The sequence below is a fragment of the Qipengyuania sp. genome, from assembly GCF_043423005.1.
Lineage (GTDB): Bacteria > Pseudomonadota > Alphaproteobacteria > Sphingomonadales > Sphingomonadaceae > Qipengyuania.
Genome location: NZ_JBHWMI010000011.1, coordinates 1 through 22,457 on the forward strand (window position 1 = coordinate 1; position 22,457 = coordinate 22,457).

Sequence of the window (22,457 nt, forward strand, 5' to 3'; positions counted from 1 at the left end):
GGTCGAGAACATGTTCGGCAGGCTCAAGGACTGGCGACGCATCCACACCCGCTACGACCGATGCGCCCACACCTTCATGTCCGCCATATGTATCGCTGCAACCGTCATCTTCTGGCTGCCGCAATGAGTCCTGAGCCTAGCGAGGATACCGACCCGTTATCGTTGCATTTGTTATGCAATGCCTCGGCGCTGCCGACCAAGGCGGTCGCAATAGGAGCGCACATTTGCAGCGATCCCTTGTGCTGAACCGACGCCCACTCTCGGGGGGGGGTCAGCACGCCGATCGCAAGGAGTGGTTGCTAAGGTGCGAAGCTGCCATCTGGGCTGATGCTGACGACAGTCAGCTTTCGGAAAAGATTCAAGCGAGCTCAAATGGCCGACATGAGGGCGCTTTGCGGACCGGCTGAAAATGGGCCGCTTCGAGACAGTCTGGTTTCGGGAGCTTTCCTAAGAAAACGGACAATCCGGTCGCGATTCAAATCGCGGGGCCGTGTCCCATCCACATCGCATTCAAAGACAAGCCCACCAGCTAGCGACATAACTCACGTTCCCTGCCATTTCGAAGACAATGCCTGTCGCAATGAGGTGCAAGCGATCGCTGCCTTACTGATTTTTATCGGAATGGTTGCGCCTATCCGGTTTCGGCCTGTGCGTTACGGGCAGCAGCAATCGCCGCTGCAAGCTCTTTTGCTGGACCCACTCCCCAGTAGTGGAGGAAGTAAAACATTGGTTCACCGCCGATCATGTGGTTATGCAATGCTACGATATGGATATCCCGCTCGCGCAGTGCGCGGAGCACGGGCTGGACTTCGTCCTCGGTCATGATGAAGTCACCATCCACGGCGGCAAGGTCGTTGGTGCCCGAGAACGCCGCCCAGGTCGTAAGCCCCATCGAACCACCGATCTCAACGCCGTGCATGCGGCCTTGGCGAGCGAAGGTGTATTTCACGACACCATCGGCGATGCTTGGCTCGGTGCCCAAGATTTCGCTCAGCGCCAGGGCTTCGATCGTGCCGTTTGCATCCGGCGTCATGCCACCGAAACTGCGCTGCGGCGTCGGCGAGGCGGCGCGCACTTCCTTGATGGCATCCCAGACGGCTTTTACACCCGCTGCCATCTTGGCGGTTTCCCCATGCCCGCCGATATGCATAAAATAGACCGGCGGATCGTCGAATATGAAATGATTGTGCAGCGCGGTGACGGTCAACCCGTTGGCGAGGGCAGCGTCCATCGCGGCTGTTATCTCATCCTCGAATACGACCGTGTCGCCCATGACCATCACTCCGCCATCGACGGGTTTGAAGGCAGCCCATGAGCCGAGACCTGCCGGGGGATCGAGGCGCATGCCGTCGACCATCACCGGCACGTCGGCGCGCGTCCAACCGATGCGTGCGACCCCATCGTCGGTCATGGTGACCTCCGAGTGCGATGCCTCGAAAATCAGTGCCTCGAGATTGCCGAGATTATCCTGCGCGTGAAGAGCCGCCGACATCGCTGATAGCGATAGAGCCAAGCCGCCGACGAACAATGTTCTGCGTAATTGCTTCATCTTAGTTCTCCTTGGATGTGATTTCAGGTGCCAGCCATCATTGCGAGGTAATACAGCGACCCAATGAGTGCGCTCACGAAGAGAACGAGCAACATCCCGATCTTGAAGCGCAGCATGGCGATCAGGGCCGCAGCGGCAATGACGACGGAGGCGACGTCGATCGTGGCGAAGTCCGGCACGAGCAGGCGTGCGCCGTAACCTCGAACCTCGTCAAGCCGTGCGAAGGCAACGTGCAGCGCAAACCAGATGGCAAGGTTTAGGATCACACCGACGACTGCTGCCGTCACCGCCGAAAGCGCCGCTGTCAGAAGCTTCACGCCGCGCAGTTTTTCGATAAATGGCGCACCAAGGAAAATCCATAGGAAGCACGGCACGAACGTGACCCACGTGACGATCACCGAAGCCGCGATGCCCGAAGCCACCGGGCCTAACATGTCTGCTTCGCGATATCCCCCCATGAACCCCACGAATTGGACGACCTGGATCAGTGGACCCGGCGTGGTCTCCGCCATGCCCAATCCATCGAGCATTTCACCGGGGGCAAGCCAGCCATGCGTCTGCACGGCTTCCTGCGCCATATAGGCCAGCACGGCATACGCGCCCCCGAATGTCACGACCGCGAGCTTGGAGAAGAAAACCGCCAGTTCCGTGAACACGTGATTTGGGCCAACAAGAAGGATCAGCGCAATTATGGGAGCTGCCCAGATGCTGCCCCAGATCAAGGCCGTGCGGACTGCTCCGCGCCATGTAGACTGCGCTTTCGCCATGCCACCTGTATGAAGCACGGCTTCCGGCTCGCTCTTCCCGTCCTCGGTCGTTTCACGGGCGCGAATGACCAGAAACCGTGCAGGATCGAAATGCCCTCCAAGAAAACCGACCAGCGCGGCGGCCGCGATAATCAGCGGGAAAGGTGCATCGAATGCGAATATCGCCACGAAGGCTGCGGCGGCAATCAGATACATGGGCCAAGTTTTCAACGCCCTTTTCCCGATGCGCAGCAGGGCCTCGATGACTATGGCGAGCACCGCCGCCTTAATGCCGAAGAAAATCGCCTGGACGAAGCTGGCCTCCTGAAAACTGGCATAGAGCACGCTAAGCGCCATAATGCTGAGGAAGCCGGGAAGGACGAACAGGCATCCTGCGACGAGGCCACCGCGAACGCCGTGGAGCAACCAGCCAATATAGGTGGCAAGCTGCATGGCTTCCGGTCCGGGCAGGAGCATGCAGTAATTGAGCGCATGCAGGAACCGGTTCTCCCCGATCCAGCGCTTTTCATCGACTAGAATGCGGTGCATCACCGCGATCTGGCCCGCTGGTCCACCAAAGCTCAACGCGGCCACGCGCGCCCAGACACGCACCCCTTCGGAAAACGGGATCGGAGTTTGTTCTACGGAACCTGAATTAGCGGGAGAATTCATCAACGCGTCCTTCGCACACAGCTCATCGAGCCGGACTTGGGCGCATTGCCTTACCGGGCGCCGGAATAAGTGCCCGAAGTCAAACTGCTAGATCATTGATCTGGTGTTGTCAAAAGCCTTACGCGAACAGTCTGCCTTGCACTTGGAGAATGTCGGCTTTCGAGATCGGCATTTGTATCTCCGATTTCCGAATTGAGGGCACGAAGCCGCCCTCAGCTGCTACCTAGTCCAGTGGCAGGTTTCAGGATCGCGACGAGACCGATCAAATGTCCAATATTGGGGCGCTTTGCGGACCGGCTGAAAATGGGCCGGTAGCAGTCGGTCCGCATTTGAGCGACGCGCGCGTCAAACCGGTCGTTTCACCAAACGCCTTGACTGCCCGTGTCGAAAGTCCGTTCGAATCTTTGAGTGCAATGCCGTTGCTTGGCTGACGAAGGTACTTCGGATCTGTCAGATAACTTCCGCATTCGGCGCGTTGTTGCTAACTGACGCGCATGAAGCCCGCCTTGCACCCGCTTGAAGATGATCGCCTGCAAGAGCTGCGTCGTTATGGAATCCTCGACACTGACAGGGAACGCGAGTTCGACGAGCTGGTCGAGATAGCGTCGGAGATCTGCGAAGCGCCCGTGTCGGTCATCAATTTTATCGACGACGGTCGACAATGGTTCAAGGCAGAAGTCGGTCTCGGCGTGAGATCAACTCCGCTTGAAACCAGCCTGTGCGGCCACGCGATCCTGCAGGGCGACTATATCGAGATACCCGACACGCTGAACGATGCACGAATGGCGGATAATCCGCTGTGCAGCAGCGATCCGGGATTTCGTTTCTACGCTGGCTCGGTTCTCAAAGGAGCCAACGGTCTTCCCCTAGGCACGCTGTGTGTCCTGGACCACAAGCCACGGGAATTGTCAGAGCATCAGCGTAGGGTGCTGCGCGTCCTGTCGCGGCACATCATGCGCGAACTGGACCTGCGACTTGCGCTGGACCAGGAGCAGACGCTGCGGCGAGAGGTGGATCACCGGGTCAAGAATTCGCTCGCGTCGATAGGCGCACTCCTATCGATGAAGGCGCGGAGGGAAACAGATATAGCTGTGCGGCGCGCGCTGGAAGATGCGAGCAGTCGCATTCGCTCCCTGTCATCGCTTCATGCAGAACTCCACGAGCTGGGTGGTCAGGAACTGATAAGCCTGAAATCGCTCTTTGCCCGTATCGAGACCGACCTGCGCCAATTGCTCCCTGAAGGGATACAGTTCGCTATAAATGTGGATGACGATCGGATCGGTCCGAAAGTGGCGAATTCGCTGGTCCTGGTAGTGAACGAGTTCGTCGCCAATTCCGTCAAGCATGCCTTCGGATCAGGACGCGGTTCGATCACTGTCGATATCGAAGTACGGGCTGGTCGATTGACGTTGGTTTGCCGGGACGACGGGACCGCAGGCGCGGCGGAAGCCGAACGCGCTGCGAAAGGTACAGGCTTGGGAACGCGGGTAATTCAGTCCATCGCCTCCTCGATGAATATCGTCCCTGAATGGCGAGCCAGTGGCAGCGGGATGGAGTTGAGGCTGGCCGGCACAATCGCAAACAGTGCGAGCTGAAACGAAAGCATCCTCCTCCGGAGTTAAGAAATCGGCGGTAGAGGGTTGGCCATCACTAACAGCGATCCACTAAATTCGATAGTTCTCGAATTTTAGGTTGACGTCCGGTGCGGTGGCCGTATTTCGACAATCATCGAAAGGTGGTACTGGTGGCTGATCTCAATTCCCAGATTTGGGCCGTGGATGCGCTTGCCGCGCTCGCCCATGATACACGTTTGTCGGTATTCCGTGCGCTAGTGAGGGCAGGACCGGAGGGCATGGTTGCGGGCGCGATCGCCGAATATTGCTGCGTGCCGCCATCGACCATGTCGCATCACCTTGCGACACTGGAGCGGGCAGGGCTGGTGCAGTCCGAGCGAGAGAGCCGGTTGATCCACTACCGCGCTGACTTTCCGGGGATGCGACGACTGCTGACATTCCTGATGCATGATTGCTGCCAGGGCGCCCCGGAAATGTGCGGCGACCTGCTCGGCGATCTTGCCTGCATCGCCGATCAAGCCGCCGACGCATGAATCCGAACATGACTGACCAATGCTTCAACGTTCTCGTCCTGTGCACAGGTAACAGCGCCCGTTCGATCCTCGGCGAGGCTCTGTTCAATCATCTGGGCGGCGGCGATGTTCGCGCCTTCAGCGCGGGGAGTAAACCCAAGGGCGAGCCGCATCCCGGTGCGCTCAGATTGCTGGCAAGGCGCGGGATCGACACCGCACCCTTCCGCTCCAGAGCTGGGACGAGTTCACCGGCACAGCCAGCCCGCCCATCGACCTTGCCATCACAGTCTGCGGCAATGCGGCGGGAGAAGCGTGCCCCGTGTTTTTCGGCAGCCCATTGCGAGCGCACTGGGGCTTGCCGGACCCCGCCGATGCAACCGGTTCCGAGGCTGAGGTCGACGCGGCGTTCGAGGAAACCTGGAGGTTGCTGGAAATGCGGGTGAGGGCGTTTCTCGCGCTTGATCGGGCAGCGATGGACCAGCGCGCTTTACAGGCTGCGCTCGCCGACATCGGCGCGATGGAAGGTGCCGCATGAGCGCCGATGCATCGCCGCTGGGCCTGTTCGAGCGATACCTGTCGGTGTGGGTCTTCCTCGCCATTCTCGCGGGACTTGCGCTGGGGCTGGTCGCTCCGGATGCGGTCGGCGTTCTGGCCGGGCTCGAGTACGCTTCGGTCAACCTGGTGGTCGCCGTGCTGATCTGGGCAATGATCTTCCCGATGATGGTCGGCGTCGATTTCTCCAGCATCAAGGATATCGGCCGCAAGCCAAAGGGGCTGGTCATCACGCTGGTCGTCAACTGGCTGGTCAAGCCGTTCACGATGGCAGTGCTGGCGGTGCTGTTTTTCGACTACCTCTATGCCGGGCTGATGTTGGAAAGCGATGCCGACCAGTATATTGCCGGGCTCATCATCCTGGGCGCGGCACCTTGCACCGCGATGGTGTTCGTCTGGTCGCAACTGACGCGGGGCGATCCAGCCTACACGCTGGTGCAGGTGTCGGTGAACGACCTTGTGATGATTGTCGCCTTTGCGCCCATCGTGGCGCTGCTGCTGGGTGTGACCGACATCGTGGTTCCCTGGGAGACGCTGCTGCTCTCGGTGTTGCTTTATGTCGTCATCCCCCTGCTGGCAGGAGCGATTGCGCGGCGTCAGGTCATTCGCTCGCACGGCGGTGACACAGCGGCGGTCGATGCCTTTACCGCGCGGCTCAAGCCATGGTCGATCATCGGCCTGCTGGCGACCGTGGTGCTGCTGTTCGCCTTTCAGGCAGGCACAATCATCTCCAACCCGCTGCTGATCGTACTGATCGCCATCCCGATCATCATCCAGTCCTATGGCATTTTCGCCATCGCCTATGCCGCGGCCAAGGCGTGGAAGGTGCCGCATAACATTGCCGCGCCGTGCGCGCTGATTGGCACTTCCAACTTCTTCGAGCTCGCGGTGGCCGTTGCCATTGGCCTGTTCGGCCTCACCAGCGGCGCGGCGCTGGCGACTGTGGTCGGCGTGCTGGTGGAAGTACCGGTGATGCTGTCGTTGGTCGCTTTCGCCAATCGCACGCGCGACCGCTTCCCCCACTCCTGAGACAGAGCGAACCCATGTCCCGCCTGTGAACCCTATCCGATCCCGAACACCTGCCTGCGCTGCGGGCTGAGTATCTCCATCGCAATCCCGCGTTTGGCCTAGGCACAATGAACCCGCCTCCGCGCATCCTGCTGCTTTACGGCTCGCTGCGTGAGCGGTCCTTTTCGCGGCTGGCGGTGGAGGAAGCGGCGCGCCTGTTGCAGGTGTTCGGCTGCGAGACGCGGATATTCGATCCGTCGGACTTGCCGCTACCTGATCAGGTGAAGGATGACGACCATCCCGCCGTGCACGAACTGCGCGAGCATTCGCTGTGGTCGGAGGGGCAAGTCTGGTGCAGCCCGGAAAGGCACGGCCAAATGACTGGGATCATGAAGGCGCAGATCGATCATCTTCCGCTGGCTTACAAAGGCCTGCGGCCGACGCAGGGCCGCACGCTCGCCGTGATGCAGGTCTGTGCCGGTTCGCAGAGCTTCAACACGGTCAACACCTTGCGCGTGCTGGGGCGATGGATGCGCATGTTCACCATCCCTAACCAGTCATCGGTGGCCAAGGCCTATGAAGAGTTCGACGAAGCGGGCCGGATGAAGCCATCGGCCTATTACGACCGCATCGTCGATGTGATGGAAGAACTGGTCCGGTTCACCGTGCTTCTAAGGCCGCACTCAGATCAACTGGTCGATCGGTATTCCGAACGCGTTGAACGGGATCAGCCGGTCGAAACACCAGCGGACAAAGCTGGAATTGCTTCCGCGTGAGGCGATCGGGCAACTGGCCTCCCATTATCAATCTTTGCTATAGGCACAAGGCATGATCTGGGCCGGTAACGGACGGTCCGCTATCCGAACCACGACGCGAAAAGCTGTCAATCGGCTAACGACCCGATTGCGGACAGGAGAGAACGAGGGCATTTTTGGACAATGAGATGGGGTCTGCTCGCCTTAAGCTGTGCTCTGATGGCAATTGCGATGCTTGCTTTCTCTTCCCCTTCTTCCCCTCCAGCAGTGGGCCTGTTCAGCCTTGGCGCTTTGCTTTTGATGGATTGGTCATGGGAGCAATACATGGGTCACGCGGCATGGGGGATGGAAACTCGGAAGGATGAAATCGTCGCGGATTTCTACGACTTCGAAAATGCAAAGTGGCGCTACATTCTCGCAACCGCCGTATCAGGTGCCTTGGCTGCTTCGTTTGCCTTCACCTCGTCCGAAGAGGTTCAAGCAGCCTTCCTTGTCGGTGGCTTCGGGCTCTTTGGAGTGGCCGGGTTTGCAGGCATTCTGGGGTCTCGCCGCCGCATTCTGCGCGGTGGCTGATGTGACCGCTTCCCACCCATCTTGAGCCGCTCACGCGTGTCTTGACGCAGCCTAAGAGCGGACCAGCCGCAAACGACCCCATTGCGGACCATCGCAACCACTCGCATATTTTTATCGGTTCTACCTCTATGATTGGGCACCGGGGAATGAAGAAACGATTTCTCACAGCACTTTTGTTCTGGGGCGGGGGGATAGGACTATACAGCCTAATCAACTACGCTCAGGGAACAGTGATTGAGATGTCGTTTTTGGTCGGCTGGACGGCTGCGTCGGTAGCTTACGGTTTCCTCCACCCGTCGACTAAGAAGATCTGATTGGCAGCAATCCACCCTCTAATGAGACATAGATCTCTCGCTCGCCAAGGCCTGGAACCGGACAGGCAGCGATCCGAGCTTTTCAAGCTAAAGCTGCCTGTCAGGAAACGACCCCATTGCGGACCTTCAGCAGGTATGGGATTGTCAGATCGCTAGGGAGCAAAACCATGATCATTTCCACTCTCGTGGCGGCCGCCGTGGCTGCTCAGCCAGCGCCCGCACCACGCCCCACAGCAGCACCAATGCCATCTGCGGAGAAGAAGATGGCGTGTTGCGAGAAGATGGCGAAGGGCGACGGCTGCGCTTGTTGCAAGGGTATGGCCAAAGACGACGACGGCTCGCCTGCAACGGACCACAGCAAGCACGGCAGCGCCCCGTCGAAATAACTCCTAAGCTCAAATAAGCATCACTGACGAGCTATCGGGGCCAACGCCTCGATTATCCGGCAATCGCCTACCGTTCCTCCTGAGCATGAGGATATGACGGTTCGCAGCTCGCGTTTAAGCGCGGTGAGGTCTGCAAGCTTGCGCTCAACCTCTGTTAGATGCGCTCGTGCAATATCGTCCACACTGGCGCAGTCACGCTCTCGGTCGTCCGAGAGGGTCAGCAGAGTTCGGATTTGGTCGAGGCTGAAGCCGAGGCTGCGGGCGCGGCAAATGAAGGACAGCCTGGCAAGGTCTACGTCCTCATAAGCGCGATAATTACCGCCTGTCCGCTCCGGCTTCTGGAGCAGCCCGCTCTTCTCGTAAAAGCGGATGGTTACGGGCTTGACCCCCGTCGCTTTGCTCATTTGCCCGATTGTGAGTCCCAAGCTCTTGACCCTCTAGTTGGTATAAGGTCCATATGAGGTGCCGACTCGAATTGTCGAGGAGGTAGACCATGAGTGCGAGCTGTTCGGACAGTGGCTGCGCGAGCAGCAGCGAGTTTAATAGCCCTCGCTGGCGGCGCGCCCTGTGGGCCGCCTTGGCCGTCAACGCTGGCATGTTTGCGGTTGAGCTGGCGGCCGGTGTCACTGCCGACTCCCGCGCCCTCATGGCCGATGCGCTCGATTTCTTGGGCGACGCTGCCAACTATGCGATTAGCCTCGGCGTTGCTGGCTTGGCCCTCGGCTGGCGTGCCCGCGCCGCCCTATTCAAAGGCTGGACCCTTATCGCGCTCGGTCTGTGGGTGCTCGGCAGCACCGTTTACGCCGCCCTGTCAGGTGCTTCGCCGGATGCAGGGACGATGGGGGTGATCGGGATTCTCGCTTTGCTCGCGAACGTTGGCGTCGCGCTGATGCTTTTCCGTTTCAGGTCTGGCGACGCCAATATGCGCTCCGTATGGATTTGTTCGCGCAACGACGCCATCGGCAACGTCGCAGTGGTGGCGGCGGCGGCTGGGGTCTTTGGCACCGGGACAGCATGGCCAGACCTCATCGTGGCCGGGGTGCTTGCAACCCTTGGCTTGTCAGGCGGCTATCAGATCATCCGTCAAGCTCGCGCGGAATTGGCGAACGAGGCAGACCCAAAACATGCCTAGCGCCAACCAGCCGCTCAAGGTGCTTGTGGAGCGCGAACTAGCGCGCTTTCAGACATACAGGGGCGACGGCGAAGTCCAAGCTGCGTGGTGAGCTCTGGAGAGGGCCCACATCGTCTCCCAAGGGGCGTTCGTGTTGCATGCCCAAGCGCACACCCTGATGCTGCTCTACGCGATCGAGCGCCGCGACTTTCGCGAAACTTTGGGCCAGCTCTTCCGGCTCGCGCTTGTGCCGGTTGGCCATGCATTTCAAAGACTGCCGGTAGGCAACACTGCCCGCTCCGATGTTTCCGCGTTCAAGCCCATGCCGTTGCCCGACGATCTGGCCGCAGAGTTACGGCCAAGCACGCTTCCCCCTCCCCAATCATAGGACTTTAAGATGCTTCCCTCTCGCGTGCGCTTGCGCGCAATCTTGCTTGCTGCGGGTGCAGCTCTCTCGCTCCCAGCTACGTCACCTGTCTTCGCTCAGTCGGCACCGGAAGCGGCGGAGCAAGTAGACGAAGAAGAAAACGAAGAGATCATCGTCCAAGCTACGCGCTCTGGCCGAAGGGTGCAGGACGAGCCAGTGCGGGTTGAGGTGCTTGGCCAGGAGGAGATCGAGGAAAAGGCCCTCATGCGGCCGGGCAACATCGCCATGGTCCTGAGCGAGACTGGTGGCTTGCGCGTGCAAGTGACCTCTCCGGCGCTAGGCGCTTCCAACATTCGCGTTCAGGGAATGGAAGGTCGCTACACTCAACTCCTCGCTGACGGCCTGCCGCTTTATGGGGGTCAGGCGTCCTCGCTTGGGTTGCTTCAGATCCCGCCAACGGACCTAGGGCAGGTGGAGGTCATCAAAGGCTCGGCCTCCGCGCTCTATGGGCCGTCGGCGCTTGGCGGGGTGATCAACCTCGTCTCTCGTCGTCCGAGAGACGAGCTTGAAGCTGATCTGATGGCTAACCTTACCAGCCGGGATGGTCAGGACCTGACGGGCTACATATCCACGCCGGTGAGCGGAGCTGTGGGGGCGTCGCTGACGGGCGGCTTCCATCGCCAAAGCCAACAGGATTTAGACGGCGACGGTTGGCTAGATATGCCAGGTTATGATCGCTGGACGATCCGGCCGCGTGCTTTCTTAGAGTCCGATAGCGGCGCAACTGCCTATCTGACTGTGGGAGCGATGGGCGAGACCCGCGTCGGCGGCACGCTGCCGGGGCGCACGACGCCGGACGGAAACCCTTTCCCGCAGACCCGAGAGACCGACAGGCTGGATGCGGGCCTTGTCACTGAGCTGCCAATCGATGGCCTGGGAAAAGTGCATTTCCGCGCCTCGGGAATGCAACAGGATCATCGGCACCGGTTTGGGAGCGTCATAGAGATCGATAAGCACCGCACCGGCTTTGCGGAGCTTTCGACCTCTGGCAGCAACGGGGGGACCTCATGGGTCGGGGGCGTGGCCTATCAGGTGGACGCCTTCCGATCCGAGACCTTCCCGTTGTTCTACTACACATACCGGGTGCCGGGCGTTTTCGCGCAGGTGGAGCAGGACGTGGGGCTCGACCTCACATTTGCCACCAGCGCCCGCGTGGACTTCCACAACGAATATGGGACACAATTCAGCCCCCGCCTCTCGGTGCTATACAAGCCGGGCCATTGGACGATCCGCGCTTCCGGTGGACGCGGCTTTTATGCCCCCACGCCATTCGTCGAAGAGATCGAGGCGGCGGGTCTGTCGCGGCTTGAACCGTTGGGTGAACTAGAGCCAGAGACCGCGCAAACCGCTTCGCTGGATGTTGGATATGCACGCGGACCGCTTGAGCTGAACGCGACGCTTTTCGGCTCTAACCTGAAGAACACCACCGTGATCCAGCCGATCGCAGCTGATCGTGTTCGCCTCGAAAACGAGCCAGGCACGACGAAAATCCGGGGCACGGAACTGCTGGCTCGCTACCGGAGCAATGGCTTAACCGTCACCGGCAGTTATGTTTTCATCGATGCCAGTGAGCCGGACCCGGACGGGTTCGGGCGCAGAGAGGTTCCGCTTACGCCCCGTCACACAGCGGGCCTCGTGGGCATGTGGGAAGAGCACGACAAGGGTCGCTTAGGGGTGGAGGTCTACTACACCGGCAAGCAGGATTTGGACGATAACCCCTATCGAACTCAGGGTCGGCCATATTTCGAGCTGGGGCTAATGGGCGAGATCGTGCTGGGTAAGGTGCGCCTGTTTCTCAATGCGGAGAACATCCTCGACGTCCGCCAGACCAAGTATGATCCGCTCTTGCGGCCTAGTCGCGCTGCGGACGGACGCTGGACCGTGGACGGCTGGGCGCCCAACGAGGGCTTTATCTTGAACGGAGGCATTCGCTTCAAGCTTGGCGCGCATTGATCGCCGAGTGTCCGCTTTCCACCCAATTCCAGACGTTCAGCCTCACCCGCACTGCGCCTAAAAGCCGACCGTCAGCTTTGAGGTTCCACCGAAAAAACCGGACTGACGGCAAACGGCCCAATTCCCGCCATTTCGCCACTCTTCCACAGCAAATGTCTGAGTGAGTGTAGGCATATCTAACCTGCTCAACTTGGCATCGCCGGTAGTTGCATTTAGCGCAATGGCCGCGTTGCGCCCCAATATCTGCCGTTCAGGCTGCTGGCCGATACTCCTAATAGCAGCCATCAAGTTGGCGGCGCTGCGAGTTGATCGTCCATCAGCTGGTAAACACGAAACGTTGTATTGACCCAGTCGTCGGCGCGGAGCGCCAGCCAATCGAGCAATCGCCCTCGCTAGATTTTTCTTGCCACAAACACTCCTGCGATCAAAGACAGAACTATTATGATAGGTGCGTAGTCTCTAACGAAAGGCAATTGAAGTTCATTTGGAACAACATTGATCATAGTTCCTGCCGAATATAATATTAACCCAATGCAGAGTAGCGCAACATAAAGAGAAATTTTCATGATAAATGGACTCCAAGCGGCTCGGCCCTGATGCCAAAGCCGAGCCGCCGACAGTTATCAACTAGCTTCTAGCTCATTTCGAAGAAATTTTCGAGGCGAGTGCCGCACTTCCTCCGAAGATGCCTGCCATGCCGAGTCCAAATCCGACCATAAAGCCAACAGGCCCCCCTGCAGAGAAGGCCAGCCCGACACCAATGGCGCCACCAACTATGCTAGGGTCCAGACTCGTTCAAAGCCAGAATGCTACGGCGGCAGCGAGGCTTACGGCTGACAGGAAGTTTCTGGCGAGCTTGTCGTAGCGGGTAGCGATGCGGCGGAAGTCCTTGAGGCGGCAGAACATGGCCTCGACCCGCCAACGGTCCTTATAGCGGCGTTCGTCATACTGGATCGGGCGCTTGCGGTTGCGCCGTCCGGGAATCACAGGGATCGTGCCCTGCTCACGCAAGGCGACCCTGATGCGGTTTGCATCATAGCCACGGTCGGCGATCACCCGCTTCATGCCGATGGTCTCGCCGATCAGCAGGTCCGCGCCCTTCACATCCGACGTGTTGCCGGGCGTCAGGACGAGGCGCAGTGGTCTTCCGAGAACATCGACAAGCGCGTGGATCTTCGTTGTCCTGCCTCCACGCGAGATGCCAATGGCATTGGCCCGCGCCCCCCTTTTGCGCCACCGGCAGAGCGGTGAGCCTTGATGTAGCTGCTGTCGATCTGGCCGGTCTCCGCGATCCAGCCTTGCTCGGTCAGCGCCGCCAGGATGCGCGTCCAGATGCCGCGGCGGCTCCACCGGTTCCAGCGATTGTAGACCGTCGTCGAAGGGCCGTATTCGGACGGGCAGTCCGCCCAGCGGCCACCACACTTGAGCATGTGGATGATGCCCGAGATCACCCTGCGATCATCGACCCGTCGCGCTCCGGGCTGGATCTTCGGCAAGTGCGGCTCGATCGCCGCCCATGCTTCATCCGACAGCCAGAACAACGAACGCGACATACCCAAGGACCTCCTGATTCAGCGAGGACCCTCTGAATCAAGGTGTGCGCAAACTTTCAAGAGGCTGATTGGGTTTGGACCCTAGCGCCTGCCGTTCCGTAGTCTATGACATCTCGTGCCGACGCACCGCCATCAATTACTTCGATTTCTTCGAAGCTCAATTCCTGAATGCCGCTCACCGGAGCGAAATCCGCTTGACTCATATAGTTCATACATTCCCTTTCCCATTTCGTCGTGAGTCGTCGCACCGGACGACCCACTCTTTATTTCAATCCCCCCCCCCCTTATGCCAATAGAGAAACGACAGTAACCGGAACTGAAAACCGTTAAATCGTCGAGCGGTACGTAAGTCTTGATCCCATTTGTTTTGCGTCCCCTTCGGGCCGCGCTCTATCGCTGGCGCAACGGAACCCGCACAGCGGTTTCTGCCCATACGAGTGACGATCCCTGACGCATGAGGCGCGGCCTTGCCCGCGCCCGATTGCCCGCCGGCAAGGCCGGCGCACTACCCCCCACGATAGTGGGGATGAAGAAGGCTCTGCCTCTCCCTCCCCCGCAAGGCCTTCTTTGCTGACCGTGGCTCGCCGTTCCGGCTGCGCCCGCACCACCCAGCGGCACGAGGCCTTGGCCTCTTCCATCTCCGTTCCGCACCGGGTCAGCGCGTGCTTTCCGGGATTGTCCAGGCTCTGAAGAGCCGTGGTCGCTGGGGCGATTGCCCGGAACATGTCTACGGTCCGAAAAAGACGCTCTACAACCGCTTCCGGCGCTGGGCCGAACGCGGCGTGTGGGAACGGATCTTCGCCCATCTCGCCGGGTCGATGGCATCCCTGAAAGGCTCTTCATCGACAGCAGCTGCATCGAGGTCCACCGCACCGCCGGCGGCGCAAAAGGGGGGCCTTGGCTCATGGTATCGGCGTCACCAAAGGCGGACGCAACACCAAGCTCCATGCCGTCTGCGACGAGAAAGGCCGCCCGCACGTCCTCCTGCTGACGCCGGGCAATACGCACGATGCCAAGGTCGCCATACAGACCATCAACGCCGTGCCGCCATCCCGCTATCTGGTCGCCGACAAGGGCTATGACAGCAACGCCTTGCGCGCCTGGCTGACCGAGCGCGGCACCACGCCGGTTATCCCGTCAAAGTCCAACCGCAAAGTCCAGATCGCGCACGACCGGCAAATCTACCGTCAGCGCAATGTCGTCGAGCGCATGTTCTGCCGCTTCAAGGACTGGCGCCGCGTCGCCACTCGCTTCAACCGCAACATCAAGACCTTCATGGCCACCATCGCCATCGCAGCATTCGTCACATGGTGGCTCTAATGAGTCCGAACCCTAGGTTTCCGCTCACATGCGCTGATCGGCCGACATTATGGTCGCAAGTTGAATGGCCGCTTTGTGCGTTCAGGCGCCAAACAGCGGACAGTCTCCTTAGGCCCAGTTCCTGCCAGTCCGTTCAGCGCCCTCATCCCGGTCATTAGACCAATCGCCCGCGCTTCCCAGAAGCGGTCATAGAGATCTCGCACTGTAAGGCCGCCTTGTGTCGAGGCAGGCCAGTCCGAGCCCGTTCTACTCCATGGCCAATCACGGCCACGGAGAATGACGATGACCTACTCGCACTTAGACCCGGCAATGCACAACCGCGTGGCGTGGAATGCGGGAAAGACCGTGGGAACGAAGCGACCGCTCACCCAGAAGCAGATCTGGGCGATCCGATTCTTCCTCGACCGAGAGGAGCGGCTCCGCGATCGCGCGCTGTTCGACCTCGCCATCGACAGCAAGCTGCGCGGCTGTGACCTCGTGAAGCTCAAGATCGGTGACCTTGTGGCGGGGTCCGATATTCGGAACCGCGCTCTCGTCATCCAGCAGAAGACAAGACGGCCGGTGCAATTCGAGATTACCGCTGACGCTCGCGGCAGCCTTGCCACATGGCTCCAGCGTCGTGGCGGGACAGCCGATGGGTATGTCTTTCCCAGTCGTCTTGATCTCAGCCGCCCGATGAGCACGCGCCAATATGCCCGGCTCGTGGACGAGTGGGTCACAGCCATCGGACTGCGCCGAGAAGACTATGGCACGCACTCGATGCGTCGCACCAAGGCGGCGATGATCTACAGGGCCACCGGAAACCTACGCGCGGTTCAAATTCTTCTGGGACACTCCAAGATCGAAAACACCGTTCGTTATCTGGGCGTCGATGTGGAGGACGCGCTCATCCTCGCCGAGCGCACCGAAATCTGATCATCAATTCGGCCATCGGGCATTGCCCGATGGCCGCTGTTGGCGGCAACGCAAACGCACTGATCCGACTGTAACTGGGTGGTTTCCTGCCGGTCTCCTATTGGGCGCTCATGACCATAATAGACCGCGAAACCACATTGCTTATACGGCAGTTTTCGCTCCCGATGAGATTTGAAAAGACGCGACCAGAAATGCGGTGCCGGCGGCAGCCAATATCGCCGCACCAATAAACGGTCCCAGGAACCAGAAGAGAAGTGCCGCATCGATGAGAATGATGCTAGCGCAGCACAACAATATCAGACGGACGAAGCGCCCCCCGGACTTGCCAGCAAGGACGCAGATCGTAGCGATCAGCAGCCAGTGCAGGCCCGCAAACAACCAAAGGGCATGCAACGCGGCAGCGAAGAACTTCTCCGGCGCGCCGGCGGGATCTGCAGTAGGAATTGAGGCGTAGCCGGTAAGATGGAACAATGCACCGACCGTGAGCAAGGCTGATCCGACCCAGACAGCGCGGACGGTTCGAGTGCCAGTCATCTCCACGTCACCCTTCACCGACATTAACGGCGCGGTCCATACGGATCAGAAAGACAGTGCCGATAAATAGCGCCGACCAGAGGAAAATTCCTTCGATGGTGAGTGCGCGATACAGATTTGTCGCTGCATCGGTGGCCACGAAGCTTCCCAACGAATGGACGAGTAGAAACGCGATTGAATAGAGAACGGTCAAAGCACCGGCCGCGCGACCGAACGCCGCGATCCCCTTGAGCAGGAAAAGGGTTGCCGCACTCGCGAAGATGGCTGCGGACAAGCCGAAAACCGTCGCGACCTGCAGGCTGACCTCAGCGTTACGGACGGTCAGGCCGACTGCAATCAGCGCTAGTATGAGCAAGGCGGAAGGGGTCCCGATGCGCACTACTCGGGCAACAAAACTCAACGTCAGGATACATTCCTTGGTGGATGCCCAAAGGCAGCCGAATGCGTAGTCCAATGCGGAACGATCATCCTCGATCGCTTGGAGTTCTGCGAACATGGCTTTCGCCCATTGGCTGCGACCTGCTGGCAATAAGGTCGCGCTCAAGCGAACCAGCATGATGGCGAGGAAGCGGACGAGAGCAGTCATCGCGCCAATCCGAAAGTTCGATTTTCGGGTTGTCGCTGCTCGCTTGCGAGCGCTGCCTCCGCAAATGCACGGCCCGCAGCGGTCAGCCGGTATGCATGACGCGGAGCACGGGCAGGGGGAACGGGTGCATGCCATTCGGATTCGAGCAGTCCGTCATCCGCCAAACGCATGAGGAGTGGGTAGAGAGTGCCTGACTTTAACTTCGTTTCGCCCATCAACTCATAACCGTGACGCCATGCCTGAGGACGATCGTGCAAAGCTGCGAGAACGGTAAGAGCCTGTCGGGATGAATGGGGTCGCCTCATACCACCAAACTACATATGTAGAGTTTGAAGTCAACGGCTTTCGATACGTCTGCTTTTGGGCAACCCCTAAGGCTCGCCCTTTGTCCAATATGGGGTCGCATGCAGACGGTCCGCAATTAGGATCCTCATCGAGCAGAGCAGAACAGTCAGCCCAGTGATCGCCGCTCCAAGGCATGAACGAACCCACGAGGCCGCTCTGCGCGCCCCGGCCTCCAAGGCACGCAACCAACTTCGCATCAGTTCCGGTCTATGGGAACGCCTTCGGGGTCGGGGGTAATTTCGGATCGAAACCATCTTCGATCGGGGATACGGCGCCGGCAAAAGCCAACGGTGCGCCGCATTCCGCGGCGAGTTGGTCGGCGCTATCATCTTCGAGTAATGGACTGCCGTTAGTCAAGGCCTGCACCCGGTACTCCCGACCTAATACCAAAAGTCCCTCTTCAGGTAGGTCCTGATCGCCGAACCTAATACCTTCGAACAAAACTGGAGCGACCCGCCTCCCGTCTGACGTCTCGAATAGAACACATCCACCTTCACGAACGAAGACTCCCGTGCTCTCGTCCATGTTCCGCAAGGATGAAGTTTTGCCATCGAACACAATGACGCCGTCATCCCTCAGTTCGAAGCTCGAATTCGAGCAACCCGTCGCAGCCAAGACCGCGAACGTTGCCAGCATGAGCGATCGAACGTTCACGGCGCACGGAATCCCGAGATGGTGTTGATCGTGTAAGGCGAGTAGCCACGTATCGTCGAAAGACGCATGAAGAGAACATGGCATGTCGTGTTGTTCGCCCCAACGGTGGAGGTGTTTCGACATGGGCGCTCCGAGATCTTCTCGGTCCCGCGATATGTTCCAATGACGGATGCCTTCACCGCAAGTCCAATAGGATGGACGGCCGCGTTATCCGATGTACGGAATGCGAACACCGGACCTCCACTGTCGCCTCTCAAGCCGATGTAGCGCTGAGCAGATTCGCTCATCCTGACTAGGTTGCTGTATTCGCTATCGGTGTAGTTGAGCTCGGTGATCCGCCCACAAGTGAGACCGGTGTTCACACCCATCTTGCAGATGAACTGTCCCCGCACGGGTTCCTTGGGATAGTCAATCGGGTAATAATTCGTGGCGTAGCCAGGCACGGAAACGTACTCCCCTTCCACTGTCCTTCCGTTCTCGATGTTGATGTAGGGAGCGGTCGCATGGGTTCCCAAGCGATACATCGCATAATCCAGGGTCTGCCAACCGTTGTTGCTGTTGGCGTATGCCGACACCTTGGACAGGACCGCGTTCTGATAGTAGAAATTCATCGTATTGCTTGGCGTCCGGCAATGTCCTGCTGTCAGGATAGCTTCTTTGCCAGCGCTGTCTCGGATCGGCCAGCCGGCCGTGCAGTGTGTGCCGCTGTTGCTCTTCTCGTAGAACCAGCCGCCGTAGAGCGTCGCGGAATCCACGGAAGTCGCACCGGTTTTAATTTCCACGTTCGCAGCGAGGGCGGACGGTAGCGCGTTCCGGACCAATTGCTCGTCAAATCCATCGGGAATGGTCACGATGAAGCGCTCGCTTTCCGGTTCATATCCTAGACCGAAGGGAATTCGCGCTGTGCGTAGGGCCTGAGCGATCTGACGGCGCTCGGTCTGGACGGAGTTCTTGTCCTTCTTAGCGGGCCTGAATATCAGATATCGACGAAGTTCGACCGGAGCCCCACGAGTTGCGTTCTGCTGCTCGAACCCTTCCTCGTAGAAGACGACCACCTTGAAGCCTGGGGCATGGCGGATCTCTACGTCGACGATCGTCTGACCCACTGAGGAGGAGACGAGATCGTTCACCCAGCTCACCGCTTGCTCCTGCAGCCGGAGCTGCTCGATCGCCTTAGACTTCGGCGCACCGGTCGTCGCGGCGTAGGCTTCAGCCAATGCCTCCCGGTCAGACGTGGCGATATCGTCTGCGCTGAACTCCGGTGGCTCCGGCGGGGTTTCCTGCGCAAGAGCAGGAAGCGCCATCGCACCGGTAAAGCCTAGGCTTCGTGGACAAAGGGTATCCAGAGTTTGACTGAAGCGAGAGCGACGAAGCCGAGGTAGGACTCTTTGGTCTTGTCGTATCGAGTGGCAACCCGGCGCCAGTTCTTCAGCTTGTTGAAGAGCCGCTCGACGAGGTTCCGCCAGCGGTATTTTACCCGGTCGTGCGGTGCAGGTGTGCGGCGATTGGCCTTGGCAGGGATGACCGCTTCGACGCCGGCAGCGGCGATCTCCTCGCGGATGGCATCGGCATCATAGCCGCGGTCGGCGAGGAACGCTTCGATGCGGTCACCGATCATCCGGAAGAGCGACGCAAAGCCTTGAACGTCGTGAGCTTGGCCGGGCGTCAGCACGAAGCCGAGTGGCAGGCCTCTGGCGTCGCATCTGACGTGGAGTTTGGTGGTGAAGCCCCCCCGCGATCGGCCGAGCCCCTCTGTTTGCTGAGTCCCCTTTTTAAGCCAACTGCACAATGATGTGCCCGGACCACCGTGCTGTCGATCATGTCGGCGGCAGTGTCCCGTCCTGCCAGTTCGGCCAGCGTCTCGAGCATGGCATCGAACACGCCGGTCGTGACCCATCTTCGGTAGCGCCGGAAGACGCTGTTCCACTTGCCATACTCATCCGGCAAATGTCGCCACTGCGCGCCGGTGCGCCCGATCCACATCATGCCTTCGAAGTAACGTCGATTATCCTGCGCAGGTCGGCAACCACGTCCACGCTCCGTCGGCAACAGTGGCCCGATCAATTCCCACTCTTCGTCCGATACTCCGATCCGTTCGCCCAAGGCCGCCTCCAAAAGGCAGCCTTGAATCGAAGGGCGAGTCTCAGGTCAAGGTTTGTCCACGAAGCCTAGTAAAAGTGATTTCATCGAAGTCTTCATTCGCTTCCTCCATAGCTTCCCAGCCAGAAACGTTTCCATTGAAGAGCACAGAGCGTGTTCAGCGGAAAACGCCAACCTTGCCTCGGCCATGACATACAAAAAAGGTCGATGGCATTGGTTCCGAACAACTATGATCTGAACTCTTTAGTGCCACCATGTCACGAAGGCTGCGATGGCGCTGCTAACCATAGCAATACGAAGTCCTCCGGTCGCCAACTGAAAGTCGAGTGTGGCGAATGGCTATCCGACTACGATCGAGTAGTTTGCTGCTGCCCTTCGCTGGTTTGCGCCTCTCGCAATGGGTAGAGCGGGGTACTCGATATCTTGGTTGCCCATATGTAAACCAAGACGATCCTGCTTTGCGTGAGCCTTGTTATCTAAATCGGCACCCCGCAACGATCTCGATGTCTTTTTTTGGGCAAGCCACCAGAGTTATCGAATGTCCAAGATTGGGGCGCAAAGGGGCCATTGCGCTGAATGCAACTACCGGCGACGCCAAGTTGAACAGGTTGTGGCCGCCGGCAGCGGCGATCTCCAGCGCGCGCTTGGCGGTTTCCTGGCCCTTGACTTGGGCAAGGTCGGCGCAGGGCGGCGGTGGCTCGACCGCCCCCCGGGGAGGCGCCGGCAACTGTGCATCGCCCTTGAGATGAGCCAGCAACCGGGACAGGTCGGGCGCGGCGAGGATCGGGACATCGCTGGCCCACTGGGCTTCGCTCCCCTGGGCGGCCGGGCAGATCAGACCGCGGCCCTCGGCGCTTGCGTGAAGCGCGGCAAGCAGCACGCCCGGGGACGGCGCGATGCGGGCATCGAGCGACAGTTCGCCTACGGCGATCCAGTCACCCAGTTGCTCGGCATCGGTGATGCCCATTGCCGCCAGCACGGCCAGGGCGATCGGCAGGTCGTAGTGCGAACCTTCCTTGGGTAGGTCGGCCGGCGAGAGATTGATCGTGATCCGCTTGGGCGGCAGGGCCAGGCCCATCGACGACAGGGCCGCGCGGACCCGTTCCTTGCTTTCGCCAACGGCCTTGTCGGCTAGCCCGACAATGCCGAAATTCGGCAATCCCGGTGCGAGTGAGCACTGCACCTCCACGGCGCGCGCCTCCAGCCCCAGATAGGCGACGGTGCGGACGGTTGAAACCAATGTACGACCCTTGGCAAAGACCTGACAGGCTCGCCGCCTAGCCGCAGCCGGGTTAACAAACCGGGCCTTAAAGCTGCGCCCGGCAGGGCCGGGAATGCCCTTGACCTTGGGGGCGGGCTTGCCTAACGGGGCGGCCAGGCATCGGTCGCCCGTCGGCGGCCTATTTGTGTTTGGCCGTTCGCGGCAAGATCGATTGTTCAAGGGTAAGTGCGATGAAGCGGACGTTCCAGCCTTCCAACCTCGTGCGTGCGCGCCGCCACGGCTTTTTCGCACGCAAGGCGACTCCCGGTGGGCGCAAGGTCCTGCGGGCGCGTCGCTCGCGCGGTCGCAAGAAGCTCTGCGCCTGAGCTTTCGGGCGGGGCAGGTGCGCCTGCCCTTTTGCTACGAGGCACGGATCATGCGGGCTCCCGGTCGGGGGCCCGTTGTCGTATGCGATAGGCATGGGCGATAAGGGCAATCAGGCCGTCACGGTCCTGCGCCGCCGGGCCGATTTCCTCGCCGCCAACCGCGGCGTGCGGGTGGCACGTCCGGGATTCGTATTGCTGGCCTTTCCCAACGGCGGGCGCGGCACGCGCTATGGCATCACGGTGACCAAGCGAATCGGCAATGCCGTGGTGCGCAACCGGATGAAGCGCCGCTTTCGCGAATTGCTCCGCGCCGCACTGCCGAAGGGGGGGCTGCCCGATCACGATCACGTGCTCATCGGCCGCGAAGCGGGGGTCGAGCGTGATTTCGAAGCGCTCGGCAAAGATCTCGCCGAGGCCCTGTCACGCGCAGCCGCCGGCAAGGGGGATGCCCCCCGCCGCCCGCGTCATGGGGGGCGCAGCAGGCGGGCATGAGCCAGCTTCTCATCCTGATCGCGCGGCTGTGGCAATGGGGGCCGAGCCGCATCCTGCCGCCATCGTGCCGCTACCAGCCCTCGTGCAGTCATTACGCCATCGAGGCACTGCAGCGATATGGCGCGATCAAGGGTGGATGGCTCGCATTCAAGCGGCTAATGCGCTGCCACCCATGGGGGGGCTGCGGGTACGATCCGGTGCCTTGAGCCTCGCATTCAGGCTGTCTTAGGCTTATAGGA

23 protein-coding genes and 5 pseudogenes are annotated in these 22,457 nt (G+C 60.1%); 17 read left to right on the top strand and 11 right to left on the bottom strand.

What is annotated here, in order from left to right:
• Positions 1-127: transposase (locus tag ACHFFA_RS02055; protein ID WP_394269278.1), on the top strand; the 127-nt coding region annotated here is incomplete at its 5' end.
• A gap of 504 nt (positions 128-631) precedes the next feature.
• On the opposite strand, the gene ACHFFA_RS02060 is transcribed toward ACHFFA_RS02055, so the two are convergent.
• Together ACHFFA_RS02060 and chrA are read right to left on the bottom strand one after the other, a co-directional pair.
• On the bottom strand, positions 632-1,549 hold the full coding sequence (locus ACHFFA_RS02060) for a DUF1259 domain-containing protein (RefSeq protein ID WP_225081837.1): 918 nt from the start codon (positions 1,547-1,549) through the stop codon (positions 632-634).
• A 23-nt stretch (positions 1,550-1,572) separates the two neighbouring features.
• The gene (chrA, locus tag ACHFFA_RS02065; RefSeq protein ID WP_394269179.1) at positions 1,573-2,967 is read right to left on the bottom strand and encodes a chromate efflux transporter; all 1,395 of its coding nucleotides are present in this window, start codon (positions 2,965-2,967) and stop codon (positions 1,573-1,575) included.
• Between the two features lie 494 nt (positions 2,968-3,461).
• Between chrA and ACHFFA_RS02070 the strand changes: the two genes are divergently transcribed.
• From ACHFFA_RS02070 to ACHFFA_RS02100, 7 genes and pseudogenes are all read left to right on the top strand, one after another.
• A complete protein-coding gene (locus tag ACHFFA_RS02070; protein WP_394269180.1) occupies positions 3,462-4,562 on the top strand; it encodes a histidine kinase dimerization/phosphoacceptor domain -containing protein in 1,101 nt (366 codons plus the stop codon).
• A 149-nt stretch (positions 4,563-4,711) separates the two neighbouring features.
• On the top strand, positions 4,712-5,074 hold the full coding sequence (locus tag ACHFFA_RS02075; RefSeq protein WP_394269181.1) for an ArsR/SmtB family transcription factor: 363 nt from the start codon (positions 4,712-4,714) through the stop codon (positions 5,072-5,074).
• An 8-nt stretch (positions 5,075-5,082) separates the two neighbouring features.
• Positions 5,083-5,229 (top strand): annotated as a pseudogene (locus tag ACHFFA_RS02080) (arsenate reductase ArsC); the annotation flags it as partial.
• A gap of 143 nt (positions 5,230-5,372) precedes the next feature.
• Positions 5,373-5,588, top strand: a complete 216-nt coding sequence (locus ACHFFA_RS02085) for a hypothetical protein (protein WP_394269286.1) — start codon at positions 5,373-5,375, stop codon at positions 5,586-5,588.
• The gene (gene arsB / locus ACHFFA_RS02090) at positions 5,585-6,634 is read left to right on the top strand and encodes an ACR3 family arsenite efflux transporter (RefSeq protein ID WP_394269182.1); all 1,050 of its coding nucleotides are present in this window, start codon (positions 5,585-5,587) and stop codon (positions 6,632-6,634) included. The genes ACHFFA_RS02085 and arsB overlap by 4 nt, the downstream gene beginning before the upstream one ends.
• Positions 6,635-6,684: 50 nt before the next feature.
• Entirely contained in the window at positions 6,685-7,389 is a 705-nt protein-coding gene (arsH, locus tag ACHFFA_RS02095; RefSeq protein ID WP_394269279.1) for an arsenical resistance protein ArsH, read from the top strand.
• 198 nt (positions 7,390-7,587) lie between these two features.
• A complete protein-coding gene (locus tag ACHFFA_RS02100) occupies positions 7,588-7,941 on the top strand; it encodes a hypothetical protein (protein ID WP_394269183.1) in 354 nt (117 codons plus the stop codon).
• 720 nt (positions 7,942-8,661) lie between these two features.
• Here the strand turns inward: ACHFFA_RS02100 and ACHFFA_RS02105 are convergent.
• Positions 8,662-9,045: a helix-turn-helix domain-containing protein gene (locus tag ACHFFA_RS02105; RefSeq protein WP_394269184.1), complete on the bottom strand. Its 384-nt coding sequence runs from the start codon at positions 9,043-9,045 to the stop codon at positions 8,662-8,664.
• 89 nt (positions 9,046-9,134) lie between these two features.
• Between ACHFFA_RS02105 and ACHFFA_RS02110 the strand changes: the two genes are divergently transcribed.
• From ACHFFA_RS02110 to ACHFFA_RS02120, 3 genes are all read left to right on the top strand, one after another.
• Positions 9,135-9,773 carry a cation transporter gene (locus tag ACHFFA_RS02110; RefSeq protein WP_394269185.1) on the top strand — a complete coding sequence of 213 codons (639 nt, stop codon included), beginning with the start codon at positions 9,135-9,137 and terminating at the stop codon, positions 9,771-9,773.
• A gap of 94 nt (positions 9,774-9,867) precedes the next feature.
• Complete coding sequence (locus ACHFFA_RS02115) at positions 9,868-10,140, top strand: DUF3703 domain-containing protein (protein WP_394269280.1); 273 nt, start codon at positions 9,868-9,870, stop codon at positions 10,138-10,140.
• A gap of 9 nt (positions 10,141-10,149) precedes the next feature.
• Positions 10,150-12,132, top strand: a complete 1,983-nt coding sequence (locus ACHFFA_RS02120) for a TonB-dependent receptor plug domain-containing protein (RefSeq protein ID WP_394269186.1) — start codon at positions 10,150-10,152, stop codon at positions 12,130-12,132.
• Between the two features lie 795 nt (positions 12,133-12,927).
• Here ACHFFA_RS02120 and ACHFFA_RS02125 read toward each other — a convergent pair.
• Positions 12,928-13,685 (bottom strand): annotated as a pseudogene (locus ACHFFA_RS02125) (IS5 family transposase).
• A 593-nt stretch (positions 13,686-14,278) separates the two neighbouring features.
• Here ACHFFA_RS02125 and ACHFFA_RS02130 point away from each other — a divergent pair.
• The 3 genes and pseudogenes from ACHFFA_RS02130 to ACHFFA_RS02140 form a co-directional block, all read left to right on the top strand.
• Positions 14,279-14,473, top strand: a pseudogene (locus tag ACHFFA_RS02130) (transposase); the annotation flags it as partial.
• A gap of 64 nt (positions 14,474-14,537) precedes the next feature.
• Positions 14,538-15,005 carry an IS5 family transposase gene (locus tag ACHFFA_RS02135; RefSeq protein ID WP_394269281.1) on the top strand — a complete coding sequence of 156 codons (468 nt, stop codon included), beginning with the start codon at positions 14,538-14,540 and terminating at the stop codon, positions 15,003-15,005.
• 282 nt (positions 15,006-15,287) lie between these two features.
• Positions 15,288-15,920: a tyrosine-type recombinase/integrase gene (locus ACHFFA_RS02140; RefSeq protein ID WP_394269187.1), complete on the top strand. Its 633-nt coding sequence runs from the start codon at positions 15,288-15,290 to the stop codon at positions 15,918-15,920.
• A 141-nt stretch (positions 15,921-16,061) separates the two neighbouring features.
• Here ACHFFA_RS02140 and ACHFFA_RS02145 read toward each other — a convergent pair whose 3' ends face one another.
• The 7 genes and pseudogenes from ACHFFA_RS02145 to ACHFFA_RS02175 all read right to left on the bottom strand — a co-directional run.
• Positions 16,062-16,454 carry a hypothetical protein gene (locus tag ACHFFA_RS02145; protein WP_394269188.1) on the bottom strand — a complete coding sequence of 131 codons (393 nt, stop codon included), beginning with the start codon at positions 16,452-16,454 and terminating at the stop codon, positions 16,062-16,064.
• Between the two features lie 7 nt (positions 16,455-16,461).
• Positions 16,462-17,040, bottom strand: a complete 579-nt coding sequence (locus ACHFFA_RS02150; RefSeq protein ID WP_394269189.1) for a hypothetical protein — start codon at positions 17,038-17,040, stop codon at positions 16,462-16,464.
• Positions 17,037-17,345, bottom strand: coding sequence for a PadR family transcriptional regulator (locus tag ACHFFA_RS02155; protein WP_394269190.1), 309 nt, complete (start codon positions 17,343-17,345; stop codon positions 17,037-17,039). The genes ACHFFA_RS02150 and ACHFFA_RS02155 overlap by 4 nt, the downstream gene beginning before the upstream one ends.
• 247 nt (positions 17,346-17,592) lie before the next feature.
• Entirely contained in the window at positions 17,593-18,039 is a 447-nt protein-coding gene (locus ACHFFA_RS02160; protein ID WP_394269191.1) for a hypothetical protein, read from the bottom strand.
• Positions 18,036-19,343: a S1 family peptidase gene (locus ACHFFA_RS02165; RefSeq protein ID WP_394269192.1), complete on the bottom strand. Its 1,308-nt coding sequence runs from the start codon at positions 19,341-19,343 to the stop codon at positions 18,036-18,038. The genes ACHFFA_RS02160 and ACHFFA_RS02165 overlap by 4 nt, the downstream gene beginning before the upstream one ends.
• Before the next feature lie 14 nt (positions 19,344-19,357).
• Positions 19,358-20,154 (bottom strand): annotated as a pseudogene (locus ACHFFA_RS02170) (IS5 family transposase).
• A 529-nt stretch (positions 20,155-20,683) separates the two neighbouring features.
• Positions 20,684-21,379 (bottom strand): annotated as a pseudogene (locus ACHFFA_RS02175) (magnesium chelatase domain-containing protein); the annotation flags it as partial.
• 212 nt (positions 21,380-21,591) lie between these two features.
• Between ACHFFA_RS02175 and rpmH the strand changes: the two are divergent.
• From rpmH to yidD, 3 genes are all read left to right on the top strand, one after another.
• Positions 21,592-21,726 carry a 50S ribosomal protein L34 gene (gene rpmH, locus ACHFFA_RS02180; protein ID WP_138618596.1) on the top strand — a complete coding sequence of 45 codons (135 nt, stop codon included), beginning with the start codon at positions 21,592-21,594 and terminating at the stop codon, positions 21,724-21,726.
• A gap of 93 nt (positions 21,727-21,819) precedes the next feature.
• Positions 21,820-22,218 (top strand): ribonuclease P protein component, encoded by a 399-nt coding sequence (gene rnpA, locus ACHFFA_RS02185; protein WP_394269193.1) that lies wholly within the window; start codon positions 21,820-21,822, stop codon positions 22,216-22,218.
• A complete protein-coding gene (gene yidD, locus ACHFFA_RS02190) occupies positions 22,215-22,424 on the top strand; it encodes a membrane protein insertion efficiency factor YidD (protein WP_394269194.1) in 210 nt (69 codons plus the stop codon). The genes rnpA and yidD overlap by 4 nt, the downstream gene beginning before the upstream one ends.
• Positions 22,425-22,457 lie beyond the last annotated feature (33 nt).